Genomic DNA, 15,116 nt, shown 5'->3' with positions numbered 1-15,116 from the left:
CTCTGAAATAGGGCTGATAAACCGGATAGAACGGTTTATCTTTCAACTCCCAAGGGGGACACTCCCGGGAGCATGTCACCTTTGCAGATGCACAAAATTTAGAATTAAAAATTTGGTGTCTGAAAGCAAGGCTAGCAAAGATTTCTGAGATGAGTATAAATACTAGCTTGCAAAAGTGACATGCTCCCGACACTCCCTGATTGACCATTACCTAACCCCTGAGTTTCTAACGGTGACATTATCGGATTGTGAACAAGACTGAACTTTGTCTTTGATAGCCCTTTTTGTAAATTGACTAGAAATTCACAATATAGTGCTGGAAAATGCTGAGATTCCTATCTCAAATTAATCTTGTTTTTGACTTTATTATCGCTAGGAACTTTGGGCATCCTAAGTATAGAGAATGCCGTTTTTAGTAATGGCATGAAAGAGCCCTTAGCAGATGATTATCGGAGACTAGCATGCCCCGGAGCAAACTTTCCTCACTTACCCATATACGCTACACCGTTCACCAGGATGTGAGTGAACCTGCCCTACAACTTCTACAATTTATTGCTCAACAAAAGGGCAATGCCACCTTTCAACAACTCTTGATTAAGGCCAATAATTCATTGGAAACTTTGGTTGAATTAATCGAAGAATTAATGGAAATGAAGTTAATTCAGGAAACAGATCCTTCTAAGGTCACTTTTGTTGAAGATCCTTGGGAAGGCTCTCCTGAAGCTGCTGCTTCTTAGACGATTTGAGACATTTTCTTCGACTGCTTGATGCTCCTCATTAGACAGGATTGCGGACTAGAACAGGGCGGTTGACCCCTAGACTCACTTGAGCCAAGGATATTGCAAAAGCAACAGTACCTGATTGAACTGCTGATCCCGAATTTGTGTAAGCCCCAACACCATTGTGTGTTGGGGCTTTTGAGTTTGGAAGCTTCCCAGCGTATTCGATCTACCGTTGTGAATCATCAAATCCATAGAGATCGCCTGATTCCCTAGCCTTTGACTGCCTTTGAGCAAAAGTTATGGAACTGTCTCATACAACATGATGGCGATGGTTCTGTTTAGCAACTTATGGTATCAACCGTCAGAGAATTCTCAAGTTTGGTTTTGACTTGGTGCAATAGTTTCATAAACATCCTTTGGGTTCGCCACCCAGCTAACCATTCGATGATGCTTTGACCCATTGGACTAGGGATTTCAAATCGAGTATGCCAATCGATTTGTGTTCCCTCGTTTTCAGATGAAAAATCCAACCAGCCTCGATCATGCCAGAAGGGACCTGATTCTCCCTGAGCATTGGAGAAAGACCGAATCTTATATTCAAAATGGTTAGGGGCTTGGAAAACGGTCACTTCCTCCTGAAAAGTGCCCCAGGATAGAGTAACTTCTCTGATGGCACCGCAGCCATTGATGGAGTCGAAACCTTCTTGGATAAGTTGGCACTTAACTTCAGGACGATTCAAGAACTTCTCATGGTCGGAAATGGCCTGAAAAACGGTTTGTTGATCAGCTCGAATCACAATTTTGACGTGGACATGATGCATCTCAGGCCAGGGAAAGGGGCTAATTATTTCTAGTAAAGGCAGTGTTCATCACTTGGGTCAAGAACTCGCCAATGGTGGGTTCTTCCGACTGTCGGGGGCCAGCAATATTTAGGACTTTAATCGAGAACTGGCTGACAAACTGATGGAGAACAACAGCGCCATTCTTTATCCCCATACCTGCATGGAGATGTATCCAAGGCTTTTGGATTTGCTTGGCCAATTGCTGGGTTAAGAGGGTGCCTCCACTAAGAAAGGATGACAGGGAAAAGATGACTGTAGCATCAGAGTCGCGAATATTCCATTCTGTTCGTTGAGCATAGTCTGAAGAGGGCGTTTCTTGTAAGGGGTAACAGGTTGGAATAATCCCATCTTCTGCCTGTCGTCCTTGGGGACACCATCCCCCATGTTCAATTTCCATAACAATAGCCCAATCCAAGGCAGCTCGATCAGCCCCTGTTTGGCCACCGGACACGATTTTCTGAAACAAGACAGACATAAAATTGCTATAGCTGTTGGCGTTTTTTTACAGACTTGGCAACTTTATACAAACACCTTAACTCTTCGGCCAAAGTATTATCTGGCATCTCTTCGCAAGCTCGACGGTACCAATATTTAGCGTTACTTAAATCGCCTTCGACCCGATGTAAGTAGCCATGAATCAGGCAAGAGGTCTGATCCGATTGATGCTCTACCAATTGATGTGCTTCATGCCATTTCCCCTCTTGGGCTAAATCTAAGGCTTTGATATGAAGGTCAGTCACAATCCCCCCATAGATTGACTTACAACTTGCACTGACTGTTAGCGACGTTTCGTTTTTTAGCTGTTTGAGTAAATGGTCAGCTTACTGTAATTCCCTTATAGAGTATATTACCCATTAGTAGAAAAAGACATCATAAATCATGAGTGCATCATGATTGAAGTTTGAGCAGGAGAACTTAGATTTTTCTCAATCTAAAATGCTGGAATGATGGATTTGCTCTATCCTTAATTTCTGGGGATTTCTGATAAAAAAGATCGATATGATCTGTTGGTCGGTCGTTTCTAAAACAGCAATTGTTTCCACTTGGCCTGCGATGGAGAACTGAATGCCAGTCTGGCCATTGACCTGTACTAATTCAAGATCTGGAATGAACCCCAATTTTCTCTGATACCGATAGATAGCACGGAGGAAACCGCTCACTTTTACTGAACCCTGGATGGGCTTAAGGGCTGCGGTAACTTGCCCCCCGCCATCAGACCAGAGGGTAATATCATCAGCCAGACAATGGAGTAAATCCTCCATCTCTCCCTGCTGGCAAGCCTGCATAAATTTCAAGGTGAGTTGGTGATGCTGTTCAGGGGAAGCTGAAAACCGTGATCGCGGTTTCGTTACCTGTTGACGAGCACGGCGAGCAATTTGGCGACAGTTCACCGTACTCTTTTCAACAATAGGTGCAATTTCGTCGTAGTCATAGTCAAAGATCTCTCGTAATAGAAAAACGGCTCTCTCAATGGGAGAGAGTCGCTCTAGCATGACCAAAAAGGCCATGGTTAGGGAGTCAGCCTGTTCCACCTGATAGTGGGGATCAGCTGAGAAAGCAGTGACAATCGGCTCCGGTAGCCAAGGGCCAATATATTGCTCGCGCTGGACTTGAGCGGATCGTAACCGATCAATACACAGCCGAGTAATGATGGTGGTCAAATAGCTTTTAGCAGACCGCACCTGGGATTTAGATACAGTCTGCCATTTGAGGAAGGTATCCTGCACCATGTCCTCGGCATCCATAACGGTACCCAGCATCCGATATGCGATCGCAAACAAAAGCGACCAATGCTCCAAAAAATCATCTGTTAGGGACTGAGAGGCTGTCGAGGGTTGAGTGCCCATACACTGACTCCAATACCAATGCCTTCCGAGACGGTCAGTAGAACTGCCGTGACCTGAAATAGAACTCCCAAGCTAGTGGGAGGCATCTGAAAAAAATGATCTGGACTGATAACAACAAAGTGGTTGTATAGACCAAAGAGTAAGGACCCTGCCATTGATACTAACAGCACCGTTGAAGCCCATTTAACCTGCTGTCTCCAGACCAAAAGCACGGCAACGATCTGCAGGGCTGAAATCACCCCCGCAATAAACAGGGCTTGTAGGACTGAGATCGGAACCGGAATCAGCAGATGGGCTAGGCCATGTAGAGCACTGATCAGAGTATGGGCGATCACCACTCGGGTGATGGGGGCTGTTTGATGATTCATGATGTGGCTCAAGCGGCGACAGGTACGGTATAGCTGCCGGGTAGGACTTGGGATGCGATCGCAAGTCGATTCCAACTATTGATAGTCACAATGGCCATCAATAATTGTGTCACTTCTGTTTCAGAGAAATGTTGGCACGCTTCAGCATAGACCGCATCAGGAACCGCTTGCTCAGAGATCCGGGTGACCACCTCAGTTAAGGCTAGGGCAGCTCGTTCCGCAGGGGTGAAGAAGGGGGTTTCTGCCCAGGCACTGAGCCCATAGAGCCGTTGTTCCGATTCGCCATCGGCTCTGGCTTCTTTGGTGTGCATATCAATGCAGAAGGCACAGCCATTGATCTGAGAAGCTCTTGTTTTAATTAAATGCAGTAATTGTGGCTGCAGGCCGCACTTACGGAGATAGGTTTCCAACCCCACCATGGCTTGATATGCGTTTGGATCGGATTGACTGATATCGAATCGTTGCGTCATGGAATCTCTCCAAAATTACATGTCTATATAGGAGACGGGAGAGGTGGCCCAGCTGTGACAAGTTTGGCTAAATTTTCTGGCGAGGGGATCATGATGACTGATAATGAGAGCATGTCGGCAAGGGAGTTAAACCTGTGGGTATCGAAAATCCGAATGCAATTGAGCATCAAAATGTACCGCAAGCCCATCAAGGATTGCATGATTTTCTCTACAGCTCCGATGACGAACATACTGCTGAAACCACAACGACCCCAACCACAGATCAAGCTGCTGAATCTCCGATTCCTGTTGCCACTTGGTGTGAAGCCTCTGGAGAAGCCAAGATTGCGGGGGTTTATGCGGTCTTTGATCAAGCAGGTAATCCTCAATACGTAAACTATTCCCGCAATGTTTCCCTCTCTTTGAAGAGCCATATTTCCCAACATGGCGAGGAGATTTGCGCCCAAGTTAAAGTCCAGCCCTTTAAATTTCCCAAACGGGCTGAAATGGAGCAGTTAAGAGATGAATGGATCGCAGCTTTCCCCAGTCTTCCCCCTGGAAATACCGGAGATGGTAAATGGGCTGGCACGGTCAAGGATGCAGCGATTCAAGCCATGTCTGCTCAAGAGCGGCAAGCCTATGAAGAGAAAAAGGTGAAGTTGCAAAAGGCCATGGCTTTAGGTGTTGCTGGCAGTACCCAGCCCCAGAGCGAAGCAGAACGGCGTCAGAATTTGGAGTCGGCGATCAAAGACGATAACTGGAGTGAAGTGATCCGAGAACAAACCAAAGAAACCCATGCTGAATAAGGCTGAAGTAAAGCCTTCTCTATATGTCAGCTAGGTTGCCATCTGGCTGAGCAGCTCTTCCCATCTCGCCCAAACCATATCGGTGTAATCTTGGGCACTTACCCCATAGGCACCAACGGCAAATCCATCATTCATTTCAATCAAAGCGGTTTTGCCAGAATCGAGTACACCAAAATCAATGGCATAACCTGCATAAGCCTCACCCGATTCGTTAAGGATACGGATCGCCTCTTCAACAACGCCTCGATCTATTGGTTCAAGTGGATTGCCCTCATAGTGGTGAATCCCTCTAATCTGAGACCGAACAACATAAACGCGATACTCACTGCGCCAGTGGACGACTTCGGCGCAAATCAATTTTTCATGCTTAGATATTCCCGAAGCCTGGGCTAAATCCGCCTCAGATTGGAAAATTGCCCCCGTAAATTGCTTCCGACGAGAACAAGGTTTGGCGAAAATGGCTGGATAGTCCCCTTTCTCTAATCTTGTGGCTAATTCAGATAAGGTGGATTGCCAAAGCTGCCGATGCAAGAAGCTGTTTAGGCAAACTGGATAGTCATTCAGCTCTGGCACAGGAATATTCAGTTGTTTCAATGCCCCTAAAATACAAGGGATATCGCCAATAACCAGTGAATGTCCATCCAGAGGGAGCTGTCGGCGACGGATACGCTTAGCTGTGAAGAAGGAAAACGGTATTCCTTTCTGTTTTAAGGCTTCAACCACCAGTTGTTCTTCTGCTTCTAGTCTTCCATTTCCTAGCTCTTGAATAAAAGCTCGATTAATCGGTGGCATGGATAAAGAAACGAGAGAATTCATCTACTCAAGAATGGATCAATCCTATTCTCGTTGTTCGTGTATTAGCTTAACGGGACTCAACGTTTCCGCTTACGGCAATGTCTCTACTCTAGCCTGTCGTTATTAACTGGAAGTTAGTACACCCCACCTTTTTCTCATCTAGGTTGAAGAGTAGTCTTCACAGTGTTGTACTCAGGCCGGAATAATCCTTGCTCATGCATGACCTGCTCTAGTCGATCAGCCCCGCCAATATACTGCCCTCCCAGCCAAATTTGGGGAACAGTTATAGGGGTTTTGGGGCCAACGAGGGGCTTTACTCGGGCCAACATTTCGTAGAGTGAGCGAGGACTGCGAACCACATCGTGGTAGGTATACTGAATACCCGCTTGGTCTAAATAAGCTTTGGCGCGTTTGCAGTGGGGACAGCTTTCTTTACCGAATAAATGACTTCTTTGGATAGGGGCTTTGGATGCGTAGGCAGCTGTAACGGCTTCTGTCAGTAGTCCTCGATTCAGTGCATGACCTTGGCTAATCACTTTGCCATTGACCATCACAATCGGAGCATGCCATCCCCCTTTGAGTAAAGGCTTCCACCACTCTGTGAGCCACTCGCGAATTTCGAGTATGACGGGAATGCCTGCTAACTCATGCTCCAAAGTGTCTAAAATGACATCCTTGGTCAGAGTACATTCGCCACAAGGAATTTTGACCTTAAAAGGTCCCCATGCTCCCGCCCATCGATACAAGGTGATATTAACTTCGTGGCCTGACATAGTGTGTGCTCGCTATTAACTTCACATCCCCACTATGGCTACTCCAAAGAAAAATGCACTGAAACCAGGCTTAGTGTTTGATGAGATCCTGCCTTTTTGTAATTCATATACGATGGGGCCGCTCTTGCATTTGGACCGGCTCAGGAGTCTGAGCTAAGGCTGCCACCATTCCGTCATCCACTCTCGGATTTCTGACTCCACTGGAACGCTCACTAGCCCAGTAAGGATAGTTCCCGAAGTTGTATCTTCACGGAAGGGACGATCTCTACTCGGAATATCGACTTCAACGGAATCCAATCTTTCTGTCCAACGATACAACGTGACTAAGACATTAAAGGCTGACATAGTGTACTCCTAATAGCTGCTCGTCTATAGGTACTATGTCTGCTTTAACAGAAAGGCTCCTGAAGTGGAGATGAACTTTGTATGAGAGGACAAATTGGGGTTTTAACCGATTAGTTGGAATGCGATCGCATTCCAACTTTCCTAATCGGTAGAACCTACTCGCCAGTGTCCAGACTTCCCCCCAATTTTTTCCAGCAATTGGACATTGACGATCTGCATGGATTTATCCAGAGCTTTAGCCATGTCATAGAGCGTTAAAGCCGCAATGGAAACGGCTGTGAGAGCCTCCATCTCCACACCCGTTTCAGCTTTCGTTTTGACCTGGGCTTGAATTTCATATCCGGGCAAAGCGGGTTGGGGCTGAATTGAAACCTCAACCTTACTCAGTGGTAGAGGATGACAGAGGGGAATCAGTTGAGAGGTTTGTTTTGCTGCCATGATCCCGGCCAGTCGGGCAGTACCCAGAACATCCCCTTTAGGGGCATTCCCTGCTTGGATGGCTTCGAAGGTTTCATCGGTCATCTTTACCTGGCCCGTGGCAGTTGCCATCCTTACCGTTGCGATCTTTTCTGAAACATCCACCATTTGGGCTTCCCCCTGGTGATCAAGGTGAGTCAGGGCTGGATTTTGATTCGTCATGATGATGAGGGACTCCTAATGTGGACAGCTTTCACAAGTTGTTCTTGCTATACTGTTAGGCTGTGGTAAGATGATAATCCCTTAGGGGCTTGTAGCTCAGTGGACTAGAGCACGTGGCTACGGACCACGGTGTCGGGGGTTCGAATCCCTCCTAGCCCGTTTAATTTCAAAATTACCAGTAACCCCAGATGGTTTTATCCTTTCTGGGGTTTACTTTTGCTAACGACGCTTCCTAACACAAAGCCAGTTTTGTCTTTAAGCACTTCATGTAAAGAAGGTTGAGTTAAAGCCGTCATTTCTATTGAAAGGTCAAACTCAGGCTAATCTATTGGACAAGTATTTTTGGTTCGTCATTTTGTTATTTGAGGTAGCCATTACTCTATGCCTGATAAATCATTGCGATATCCTACTGCTCTTCTAAGTACGGTTGCAGCTTTTCTATTATTGGCGAGTTGTTCTACTGAGAACCCAACTGGTGACAATTCATCTACAAGCAATACTTGGCAAGGAACTTGGGAATTGAAAGATCCAGCCAGAGGCGAAACGGTTACCTTTGTCTTAGGGCCAGATCAAAAGGTCTATCTGATTGCCCCCGACCCAACAACGACAGAGGACAAAGTATTTGAAATTCCACTCACAAAAGTTTCAGACAAGACTGATTTACCTGAGAACATCAAACCCGTTTCCTTGTTTGATGCCATCACTAGTCAGGCAAATAATCAGGCAAGTCGAGCGAGAGAAGCTGGTGCAAAAAGTGCTCTTGGATCTATAAATAGAGCCCAACAAGCTCATCGACTTGAGCATCCAACTTTTGCGACGTCTTATGAAGAGTTAGAACTCAGCCGTTTTAATGCCGAATCTTATGATATTCAGATTGTTTCAGGTGACGAGAACCGAGCTTATGCAACTGCGACATCCAAGCGCTCAGACACCAAAAGTTTTAGTGGCGTAGTCACTGTAAAAGATGGGATTACCAATGCGTTTATCTGTGAGACGGAATCCGCATCCAAAACTCCTCCTCCTATAGACTGTGAACCCTAGCGCGAGGATTAGGGAATCGATATGTCTATGTTCAGGCTAATCCATCAATGAGAGTCAGGACTTGATGGGCCATCAACAATTTGCTGCATTGGGGAATAGCCACCTGATGCCCTGCCGAATCTAGAAATATAGCTTGATTATGATCAGAACCAAATCCACTTTGGAGTTGATCAATAGGATTAGCAACAATCGCATCCAAGTTTTTTCTCGCTAACTTATCTTGGGCAGGTGCAATAATCTCTCCCGTTTGGGCGGCAAAACCAATCAGTTTTTGGTGTGGCTGTTTTTGTTGACCAAGTTCTGCCAGGATATCGGGAATAGGTTTGAGGGGCAGATCCGAAGGTAGGGATTTTTTCGGTAGCTTCTCAGGAAAATAGTGGGCTGGCTTCACGTCACCAACTGCCGCTGCCATGATAGTCCAGTCAGCTTGAGGATATGCGGCTAACATTGCTGTACGCATTTCTGCCGAACTGGTCACGGCAACGGTTTCTAATTGGGGTGTTGTTGGCAATGGGGATGTTAAGGGACCATGCACCAACTGAACGCTTGCCCCTCTGTACCAAGCTGCCAAAGCTAAAGCCAGTCCCATTTTTCCTGATGATGGATTGCCAATAAACCGGACTGGATCGAGGTGCTCACGTGTTCCGCCAGCACTGATCAGAAGCCGTTTGCCCAACAGATCTCGCTCGCCTGTGGTCATTAACAGGGAATTGATGTAGGTCAAGAGATCGACGGGTTCTGCCATCCGCCCTTCTCCCACGGTGTCACAAGCTAACATCCCAGCCGCTGGACCCAATGCGTGATACCGCTGATTCTCAAGTAGTTGATGCCAATTGCGTTGAACGACTGCCTGTTGCCACATGGTGGTATTCATCGCAGGGGCTACCAGGATAGGAGCAGTTGAAGCTAAAACAGTATTGGTCAATAGATTGTCCGCCAATCCCGCGTTTAGTTTGGCTAAGGTATTTGCGGTTAAAGGGGCTAGGACCAACAAATCAGCCCATTCTCCCAACTCAATATGTAATGGGCGAGTATGGTGGGGCTGCCAAAGACTGGTGTCCTCATAGGCTGGCTGTCGGCAGAGGGTGGTGATGGTTAAGGGCGTAATAAACTCTTGGGCGGCAGAAGTGAGGATTGCCTTAACTTCAGCACCCGATTTAACTAATGCTGAGATGACTTCACAGACTTTGTAGGCAGCAATGCCGCCACCGATACCAATAACGATGCGGGAAGACACTAGGTCGCTATAAACTCACGCGTAGGATGGGATTAGGATTCGTCGAATGCTTCTAGATCTAATAGGTAAAGATAAGATTCAGTTAGCTCTGGACGTTGGAATGCAATGGATCGGAGTAAATGCCAATCTTCTAAAGCAGCAAAGGGGGTTTCGTAGTCATCTTCTTCTAACCGCTTGGCGAGTAGCGCTACATCCTCTTCGGTGAACCCTGAAACGCTTTTGTTTTCGCTGTGTGTGACACTCATCGACTAACCCCCACCTCTGGTATAGACATTTTTGATAATGCCGTTCAAACAAACTGTTCTAGTCACATTTTGGACTTAAATGACTTGTTTGGCTAATTCTCTCCAAGAATGGAAAGTGTAAAGAACAAACTTTCATATTTCCTACGCCGATCATACCCTTTCTCCATAAAAGACTGTCTGCTTTTTCTTTAGTAGCGATTTATCTATAAAATTCTCAATCAAGATATGTAAAGACTGGGTTCCATTGGGTATTTTGGTTGACCGAAGCTCTCTCTTGGATCAACTTCTTAGCTTACAAGTCTAAAAGACGTGATAGTCTGTCAGCATTAAAAATTAAGTGGGCTTATATACTGCTCTTTAGTTTCACTTTCAGACGTTTAGGACTTATTTTCAAATGGCTGTATTGGATTCCAAGGGACGCTTATTCGGTAAGGTCAACCTCTTAGATGCTGGGGCTGTCCTAATCATTTTGTCTGTTTTGGGGGGGATATTCTTATTCCCAGGGCCGTCTGGCACCTTGGCCAATTCCGATGCCAATGTTGAAGTTGATTTGTTGGTCTTAGGATTGAAAACTCGAAATCCCAAAAAGATGATCAAGGCGGGAGAGAAGGCGAGTTTTAAAATCCGTAATCAGCCGATTGGTGAGGTCAAGATTAAGGAAGTAGAATTTCTGCCCAGAACCACGTTGGCTCCTCAAGCGGATGGGTCTGTCAAAGCCGTTGACGATCCTCGGGAAGAAGAGAAATTCTCAACCAATATGATTATCACCTTGGAAGGAAAGGGCCAAATGACGAGTAATGGTCCTGTCTTTGGCGGTACCTTAATCAAAGTTGGCCTACCTGTGGAGTTAGACGGGGGACTGTACAACTTCAAACCCAGCGTGATAGATATCCGAGTCCCAGAAGGATAGGGTTATTGTGAAACTGATAGCTGTGCTACTAGGAATCAATTCTGGAGCAGTCTGTCGATACCCCCCCCAGAATCGAACAACATAGTTGGATTTGAAGTGGGTTAACACTCTCCTGTGTCGTTTGCAGCTCGTTGTCTGAGTTGAGGTAATGTATATTGCGCTCTGGGAGCAAAATTCCGACATTCTCGATAGTTTGGATCACTAGCCACGCTGCCTGGACCGAATAATATGACTGATTCACGCCGTTGGGGGTTATTAAACCAAACTCGCCCTGCAGGTGTGGCAACATATCCATAAATTTGTTCTTGGATATCTGCCTGTAAGTCTTCTACTGAAGGGACCTCCGTATCGGCATCCATGGTATAGGACCCATGGGTATGGTATGAGGCAAGTACAGTGAAACCTGGAGGTGGATTATTCGGTTCGCAACTATCGGCCCGTCCCCGTCTGGGGGAAGTCCCAGCAAATGGTCCACCTGGGTAAAATCCGAAAAACCCGCAGTATTCAACCCCTTCTCTGATGGAAATGGTTTGGACCCTATCTAAATGATCAGCCGCAACCTCATGGAGTTCTTCTAGCTCACTGTTGGAAGGTTGATAGCGTTGGACTGAGGCGATGGGTGAGGTCAGGACTAGGAGTGTTGTGCTTAATAGTCCTACAAATTTGGCTCGTCGTTTTAGTTGTTGAGTCATTGTGCTGCTCCTATTTGGCTTGGAATAGAGCTAAGGTTTTATTGGCTCTCCTGGTTTGCATCGTTTTGCAGGTCGGGATTGCCTGGATTGGTGTGCTTCACGATTAAGCCCACTATCCCAAAGTCAAATGGCAGAAAAAATCCTGAAAACTTTAGATTTATTTAGGAAGTAATTCAGGTTTAGATTGGTGTCTCATGGCAGGTACGGGTCTGAATCAACACCCAATCATTGTAGTTTCGGAAGAAGGCCAAGCGGTATCCCCTATTCATTCGTAGAGAAATAGCCTTTCGGCAGATTATTCAGCTTGTCCCATCAGGGAAAAGGCCGCCCAATCTCTAGGGTTAGGGTGCTGTTCACGGGTTTTTAACATGGCATGGCGAAGGGCTTGGGCTTTATCCGGATTGTGTTGCCAGTGGGTATAGAATTCGGTCATGAGGTTAGCGGTTGGAGCATCGGGAACGGCCCATAGAGATACGATTAAGCTGGGAGCACCTGAAGCCATCAATGCTCGAGATAAGCCGATCACTCCGTCTCCAGTAATGGTCCCCACTCCGGTATTACAGGCGCTTAGAACAACAAGTTCTGCTTGGAGATCAAGATTGAGAATTTCTGATGTGGTGAGGAGACCGTCGTTTATTTTGGCAGAAGGGGTGAGTGCGATCGCACCTGGGATACTAAACCCTAAATGCTTGAGTTCCTCTAAAAGACCGTGGGTCGCCAGATGAATCACAGGTGCCTTAGCCATCCGTTCGGTCACCAATGCCTCAGTCGCATCCGATCCAGTCAGGGCTGATGTGTCCAGAAGTGAGGCAATCTTAACTGCTTCCTGCTCTGCCCCCGGTAAAGGCAGTAGTGGTTCAGCAGGCAGATCTACCCCAGGTGAGATATGGGGCATATCTGGGTTGCCGACTACCAGTGCTTTTTGAGGACTCTGTTGTAACTGCTGTCGTCGCTGTTTTGTATAGTGCAACAGTTGGATTGAAGGAACTGTCAGCATCGTATGTCGGGCGATTAATGGGCCGTCTTCTCCTTCAAGGGCAGGGAAGGGCACCATAAATAGTTCACGATGGGGGATGAAGATGACTCGCTCATCGGCATTTTTCGGTAGCAAGTCTGCGATCGGATCAATTAAAACCTGATGGAGCTGCCTCAAATGATCGGGGGACTGAGCCACAGGAAGACCGTCCAATGAAAGAGACATCACATCTGTGCCAGCCCCCATTTCCATCGCATGTCTAGCTTCAGCCACCATTTGAGGGAGGGATTGCTGGGATTGTTCCGATAACTCCTTCAGATCCACTGGTCGCAAAGAGACTAACCCATCAGGAGTGATCACCCAAATTAGGAGTTGTTCTGGCAGCAGAGAATATTCGACTAAAGTGGCTTTTTGAGTGCGAGCAATATTGCGAATTTGATTAATCGTAGGAGGGTTAGGCTGCTGGAATTGACTGGAGGAGTCAGCGCCAATGCGAGATGCCAGTAACTCAACAAAGGCCCGGGCACGGCCTCGTTCAGCAACTTCCAGGGCTTGATCGGGCTTTTCCAAGGCAATTAACGCAGTTTGTAGATAGGAATAGGTAATCACCTGAGTTTCAAACAAAGAGACTTTGTTGGCATCCGTTAAACCTGGACGCAGCGACTCCCAAATTTCAACCGCCTTCGCTAAAGCAGTACTGGCTTTGGCATAATCTTTAGATTGGAGCCAAGTTTCTCCCATATTGTGGTGAGTCAGTCCCACTCCAGGTTGATTCTCAATGCTTTGATGAATCGATAGGGCTTGCCGAAAAACCTTGAGGGCTTGTTTTGCATTTCCCTGTTGACGGTAGGCTTTACCCAACAGATTGAGAGTCGTTGCCACTCCCGCCTGATCCTCAATTTCGGTTGCTACATCTAGGGCTGACTGCAACATCGCCACAGCTGCATTCGTTTGCCCAAGTCCCAGTAAGGCTGCTCCTCGAGTTTCCATAATCAGGCGTTCATGAAAACGCTTATTCGGAAAGGCGGGTGGAATGTTGTCGAACAGACCTTGAGCTTTATCTAGGGCTTTTAATGCTTTGGCCTGCTGTCCTTGACGAATAAACAGCCGGGCTTGCCAACCATAGAGCAACGCTTCTTCCTTAGCATGTTCGTATACACCTCCCCCATTTAGCCGAAAAGGGTTTTGATTACGCAGGGAAACTGATGCTTGTTGGAGTAAATCTTGAGCCTTAGCATAGAGGGCTAATCGTTCGTAGACTGAAGCAAGGCTGGTTAGGGAAACAACGATTCCTGATTCATCGGTAATCTCTTGGCGGAGTTGAAAGGCTTGTTCATAGGTTGTTAGGGCTTTGGGATAATTGCCCAACTGCTGATGAATATCACCTAAGCGGTTAAGGGTGTCCCCTAGTTTGTGGCGATCGCTATTTTGTTGATATGTGCTTTGTAGGTTTTTAAAACTCTGTAAGGCTAATCGTAGGTTGCCTTGTTGGTATTGCTGTTCAGCAGCTGCAAATTGATCCTGAGCCTCATCACTAAACAAGCAGATGCTACTCGGGGCAACTGGACACAGTTTTTTCTGAATCGGATTCGACAAAACATTGAGAGAGGTGAGCTTCTGTAGCGGCGATAACATGCTCACATCTTTAATTTGGTTTAGATCTAGAACTACATAACTAAGATTGAGGAGCTTCGCTAGGGGGGATACATCTTCAATTTGATTGCGGCCTGCCAAAAGGAAATTTAGATTGGGTAAGTGACTTAAGGGACTAAGATCTTTGATTTGGTTGTCCGTCAAATTGAGATTGGTTAAATGGGGTAGGGTAATCAATGGACTGAGGTCAGATATTTCTTGACCTTGCAAACTCAGTCCTGGATTGGCCTTAAGCAGTTGTTCAGCCTGTTGGCAATCTGTAGTGCTCAGCTGTTTGAGTAGAGCTGAAATCGTTGCTCTCTGACTGGGTTTGAGCTGAGTACTGTTATTACACCAGTCTGCGAATTGTTGGGAGTTTGTGGGTGCCGCTGTGGCCATTGATAAGGGATAGAATGACATTCCTATGACCCATAAACAAGGTAGTTTTGTCCAATAAGCCCAGCGATAAGATTGACGCATAGATTCGGATCCCCCTAGCCAGTTCAATTAGGATGCCCGATTCTTCTAAACATCTTGTATTTATAAGGAGTGATTGACCAAAATTGGCAGAGATTTTAGACTCCAAACAATAGCTATTCAATCATAAGTGAAATTAGTTAGTGAGTAATCTAAATCTTTAGACCGATTCGCATATTAATCTTAGATTAAAGGTGTATTCAAGGAAATATAAGCATATAAGATGAGGGAGACTTCCTTGATGAAAACTCACCAGGGTTAACTATGAGAATAGATTTTTAACTACCATGTTATTCAGCAAATAACCATATCTTTATCCA

Annotated in this window: 19 protein-coding genes and 1 tRNA gene; 6 read left to right on the top strand and 14 right to left on the bottom strand. The window is 46.2% G+C overall.

Features of this window, described 5'->3' with window-relative positions; genetic code table 11:
- Positions 1 to 461: 461 nt before the first annotated feature.
- Positions 462 to 737, top strand: a complete 276-nt coding sequence (locus ON05_RS21340; RefSeq protein WP_010469004.1) for a hypothetical protein — start codon at positions 462 to 464, stop codon at positions 735 to 737.
- A 102-nt stretch (positions 738 to 839) separates the two neighbouring features.
- Positions 840 to 995: a hypothetical protein gene (locus ON05_RS21335; protein WP_010469006.1), complete on the top strand. Its 156-nt coding sequence runs from the start codon at positions 840 to 842 to the stop codon at positions 993 to 995.
- Positions 996 to 1,060: 65 nt separating this feature from the next.
- On the opposite strand, the gene ON05_RS21330 is transcribed toward ON05_RS21335, so the two are convergent.
- The 6 genes from ON05_RS21330 to ON05_RS21305 all read right to left on the bottom strand — a co-directional run bounded on the left by ON05_RS21330 (position 1,061) and on the right by ON05_RS21305 (position 4,249).
- The gene (locus tag ON05_RS21330; protein WP_010469009.1) at positions 1,061 to 1,543 is read right to left on the bottom strand and encodes an SRPBCC family protein; all 483 of its coding nucleotides are present in this window, start codon (positions 1,541 to 1,543) and stop codon (positions 1,061 to 1,063) included.
- Between the two features lie 19 nt (positions 1,544 to 1,562).
- Positions 1,563 to 2,039: a putative molybdenum carrier protein gene (locus tag ON05_RS21325; protein WP_010469011.1), complete on the bottom strand. Its 477-nt coding sequence runs from the start codon at positions 2,037 to 2,039 to the stop codon at positions 1,563 to 1,565.
- A gap of 7 nt (positions 2,040 to 2,046) precedes the next feature.
- Positions 2,047 to 2,304 (bottom strand): hypothetical protein, encoded by a 258-nt coding sequence (locus ON05_RS21320; protein ID WP_010469013.1) that lies wholly within the window; start codon positions 2,302 to 2,304, stop codon positions 2,047 to 2,049.
- A 186-nt stretch (positions 2,305 to 2,490) separates the two neighbouring features.
- Complete coding sequence (locus ON05_RS21315; RefSeq protein WP_010469015.1) at positions 2,491 to 3,411, bottom strand: RNA polymerase sigma-70 factor; 921 nt, start codon at positions 3,409 to 3,411, stop codon at positions 2,491 to 2,493.
- Positions 3,375 to 3,779, bottom strand: a complete 405-nt coding sequence (locus tag ON05_RS21310; protein ID WP_010469017.1) for a hypothetical protein — start codon at positions 3,777 to 3,779, stop codon at positions 3,375 to 3,377. Before ON05_RS21310 ends, ON05_RS21315 begins: the two co-directional genes overlap by 37 nt.
- A gap of 8 nt (positions 3,780 to 3,787) precedes the next feature.
- Positions 3,788 to 4,249, bottom strand: a complete 462-nt coding sequence (locus ON05_RS21305; protein ID WP_010469019.1) for a carboxymuconolactone decarboxylase family protein — start codon at positions 4,247 to 4,249, stop codon at positions 3,788 to 3,790.
- 134 nt (positions 4,250 to 4,383) lie between these two features.
- Here ON05_RS21305 and ON05_RS21300 point away from each other — a divergent pair, with 134 nt between their 5' ends.
- On the top strand, positions 4,384 to 5,034 hold the full coding sequence (locus ON05_RS21300) for a GIY-YIG nuclease family protein (protein WP_010469021.1): 651 nt from the start codon (positions 4,384 to 4,386) through the stop codon (positions 5,032 to 5,034).
- A gap of 30 nt (positions 5,035 to 5,064) precedes the next feature.
- Here ON05_RS21300 and ON05_RS21295 read toward each other — a convergent pair whose 3' ends face one another.
- The 4 genes from ON05_RS21295 to moaC all read right to left on the bottom strand — a co-directional run bounded on the left by ON05_RS21295 (position 5,065) and on the right by moaC (position 7,586).
- The gene (locus tag ON05_RS21295; protein WP_010469023.1) at positions 5,065 to 5,850 is read right to left on the bottom strand and encodes an ATP-grasp domain-containing protein; all 786 of its coding nucleotides are present in this window, start codon (positions 5,848 to 5,850) and stop codon (positions 5,065 to 5,067) included.
- 134 nt (positions 5,851 to 5,984) lie between these two features.
- On the bottom strand, positions 5,985 to 6,602 hold the full coding sequence (locus ON05_RS21290) for a glutaredoxin (protein ID WP_010469025.1): 618 nt from the start codon (positions 6,600 to 6,602) through the stop codon (positions 5,985 to 5,987).
- A gap of 153 nt (positions 6,603 to 6,755) precedes the next feature.
- The gene (locus tag ON05_RS21285) at positions 6,756 to 6,947 is read right to left on the bottom strand and encodes a hypothetical protein (protein ID WP_010469027.1); all 192 of its coding nucleotides are present in this window, start codon (positions 6,945 to 6,947) and stop codon (positions 6,756 to 6,758) included.
- Between the two features lie 141 nt (positions 6,948 to 7,088).
- Complete coding sequence (moaC, locus tag ON05_RS21280; RefSeq protein WP_010469029.1) at positions 7,089 to 7,586, bottom strand: cyclic pyranopterin monophosphate synthase MoaC; 498 nt, start codon at positions 7,584 to 7,586, stop codon at positions 7,089 to 7,091.
- Positions 7,587 to 7,671: 85 nt separating this feature from the next.
- Here moaC and ON05_RS21275 point away from each other — a divergent pair.
- Together ON05_RS21275 and ON05_RS21270 are read left to right on the top strand one after the other, a co-directional pair.
- Positions 7,672 to 7,745 (top strand) — tRNA-Arg (locus ON05_RS21275).
- Between the two features lie 222 nt (positions 7,746 to 7,967).
- The gene (locus tag ON05_RS21270) at positions 7,968 to 8,627 is read left to right on the top strand and encodes a type IV pilin-like G/H family protein (protein WP_010469030.1); all 660 of its coding nucleotides are present in this window, start codon (positions 7,968 to 7,970) and stop codon (positions 8,625 to 8,627) included.
- Positions 8,628 to 8,658: 31 nt separating this feature from the next.
- Here the strand turns inward: ON05_RS21270 and coaBC are convergent, their stop codons facing one another.
- Positions 8,659 to 9,864 carry a bifunctional phosphopantothenoylcysteine decarboxylase/phosphopantothenate--cysteine ligase CoaBC gene (gene coaBC / locus ON05_RS21265; protein WP_010469032.1) on the bottom strand — a complete coding sequence of 402 codons (1,206 nt, stop codon included), beginning with the start codon at positions 9,862 to 9,864 and terminating at the stop codon, positions 8,659 to 8,661.
- 32 nt (positions 9,865 to 9,896) lie between these two features.
- Positions 9,897 to 10,109 (bottom strand): DUF2555 domain-containing protein, encoded by a 213-nt coding sequence (locus ON05_RS21260; protein ID WP_010469035.1) that lies wholly within the window; start codon positions 10,107 to 10,109, stop codon positions 9,897 to 9,899.
- 394 nt (positions 10,110 to 10,503) lie between these two features.
- Between ON05_RS21260 and ON05_RS21255 the strand changes: the two genes are divergently transcribed.
- Positions 10,504 to 11,019 carry a DUF4330 domain-containing protein gene (locus ON05_RS21255; RefSeq protein ID WP_010469037.1) on the top strand — a complete coding sequence of 172 codons (516 nt, stop codon included), beginning with the start codon at positions 10,504 to 10,506 and terminating at the stop codon, positions 11,017 to 11,019.
- Positions 11,020 to 11,120: 101 nt separating this feature from the next.
- Here ON05_RS21255 and ON05_RS21250 read toward each other — a convergent pair whose 3' ends face one another.
- Both ON05_RS21250 and ON05_RS21245 read right to left on the bottom strand, forming a co-directional pair.
- Positions 11,121 to 11,711: a DUF4329 domain-containing protein gene (locus tag ON05_RS21250; protein WP_010469038.1), complete on the bottom strand. Its 591-nt coding sequence runs from the start codon at positions 11,709 to 11,711 to the stop codon at positions 11,121 to 11,123.
- 295 nt (positions 11,712 to 12,006) lie between these two features.
- Positions 12,007 to 14,739 (bottom strand): CHAT domain-containing protein, encoded by a 2,733-nt coding sequence (locus tag ON05_RS21245; RefSeq protein ID WP_262562238.1) that lies wholly within the window; start codon positions 14,737 to 14,739, stop codon positions 12,007 to 12,009.
- Between the last annotated feature and the right edge of the window lie 377 nt (positions 14,740 to 15,116).

This window comes from Acaryochloris sp. CCMEE 5410, from assembly GCF_000238775.2.
Lineage (GTDB): Bacteria > Cyanobacteriota > Cyanobacteriia > Thermosynechococcales > Thermosynechococcaceae > Acaryochloris.
Note: the sequence above shows the minus strand (reverse complement) of the source record. Positions and strands in the feature narration are given on the sequence as shown.

What these genes read in the sequence shown, in the direction of transcription:
- ON05_RS21340 (WP_010469004.1), top strand. Translation starts at nt 462, where the DNA reads ATGCCCCGGAGCAAACTTTCCTCACTTACCCATATACGCTACACCGTT.
- ON05_RS21330 (WP_010469009.1), bottom strand. Translation starts at nt 1,543, where the DNA reads ATGCATCATGTCCACGTCAAAATTGTGATTCGAGCTGATCAACAAACC.
- ON05_RS21325 (WP_010469011.1), bottom strand. Translation starts at nt 2,039, where the DNA reads ATGTCTGTCTTGTTTCAGAAAATCGTGTCCGGTGGCCAAACAGGGGCT.
- ON05_RS21315 (WP_010469015.1), bottom strand. Translation starts at nt 3,411, where the DNA reads ATGGGCACTCAACCCTCGACAGCCTCTCAGTCCCTAACAGATGATTTT.
- ON05_RS21310 (WP_010469017.1), bottom strand. Translation starts at nt 3,779, where the DNA reads ATGAATCATCAAACAGCCCCCATCACCCGAGTGGTGATCGCCCATACT.
- ON05_RS21305 (WP_010469019.1), bottom strand. Translation starts at nt 4,249, where the DNA reads ATGACGCAACGATTCGATATCAGTCAATCCGATCCAAACGCATATCAA.
- ON05_RS21295 (WP_010469023.1), bottom strand. Translation starts at nt 5,850, where the DNA reads ATGAATTCTCTCGTTTCTTTATCCATGCCACCGATTAATCGAGCTTTT.
- ON05_RS21290 (WP_010469025.1), bottom strand. Translation starts at nt 6,602, where the DNA reads ATGTCAGGCCACGAAGTTAATATCACCTTGTATCGATGGGCGGGAGCA.
- ON05_RS21285 (WP_010469027.1), bottom strand. Translation starts at nt 6,947, where the DNA reads ATGTCAGCCTTTAATGTCTTAGTCACGTTGTATCGTTGGACAGAAAGA.
- moaC (WP_010469029.1), bottom strand. Translation starts at nt 7,586, where the DNA reads ATGACGAATCAAAATCCAGCCCTGACTCACCTTGATCACCAGGGGGAA.
- ON05_RS21270 (WP_010469030.1), top strand. Translation starts at nt 7,968, where the DNA reads ATGCCTGATAAATCATTGCGATATCCTACTGCTCTTCTAAGTACGGTT.
- ON05_RS21260 (WP_010469035.1), bottom strand. Translation starts at nt 10,109, where the DNA reads ATGAGTGTCACACACAGCGAAAACAAAAGCGTTTCAGGGTTCACCGAA.
- ON05_RS21255 (WP_010469037.1), top strand. Translation starts at nt 10,504, where the DNA reads ATGGCTGTATTGGATTCCAAGGGACGCTTATTCGGTAAGGTCAACCTC.
- ON05_RS21250 (WP_010469038.1), bottom strand. Translation starts at nt 11,711, where the DNA reads ATGACTCAACAACTAAAACGACGAGCCAAATTTGTAGGACTATTAAGC.
- ON05_RS21245 (WP_262562238.1), bottom strand. Translation starts at nt 14,739, where the DNA reads ATGTCATTCTATCCCTTATCAATGGCCACAGCGGCACCCACAAACTCC.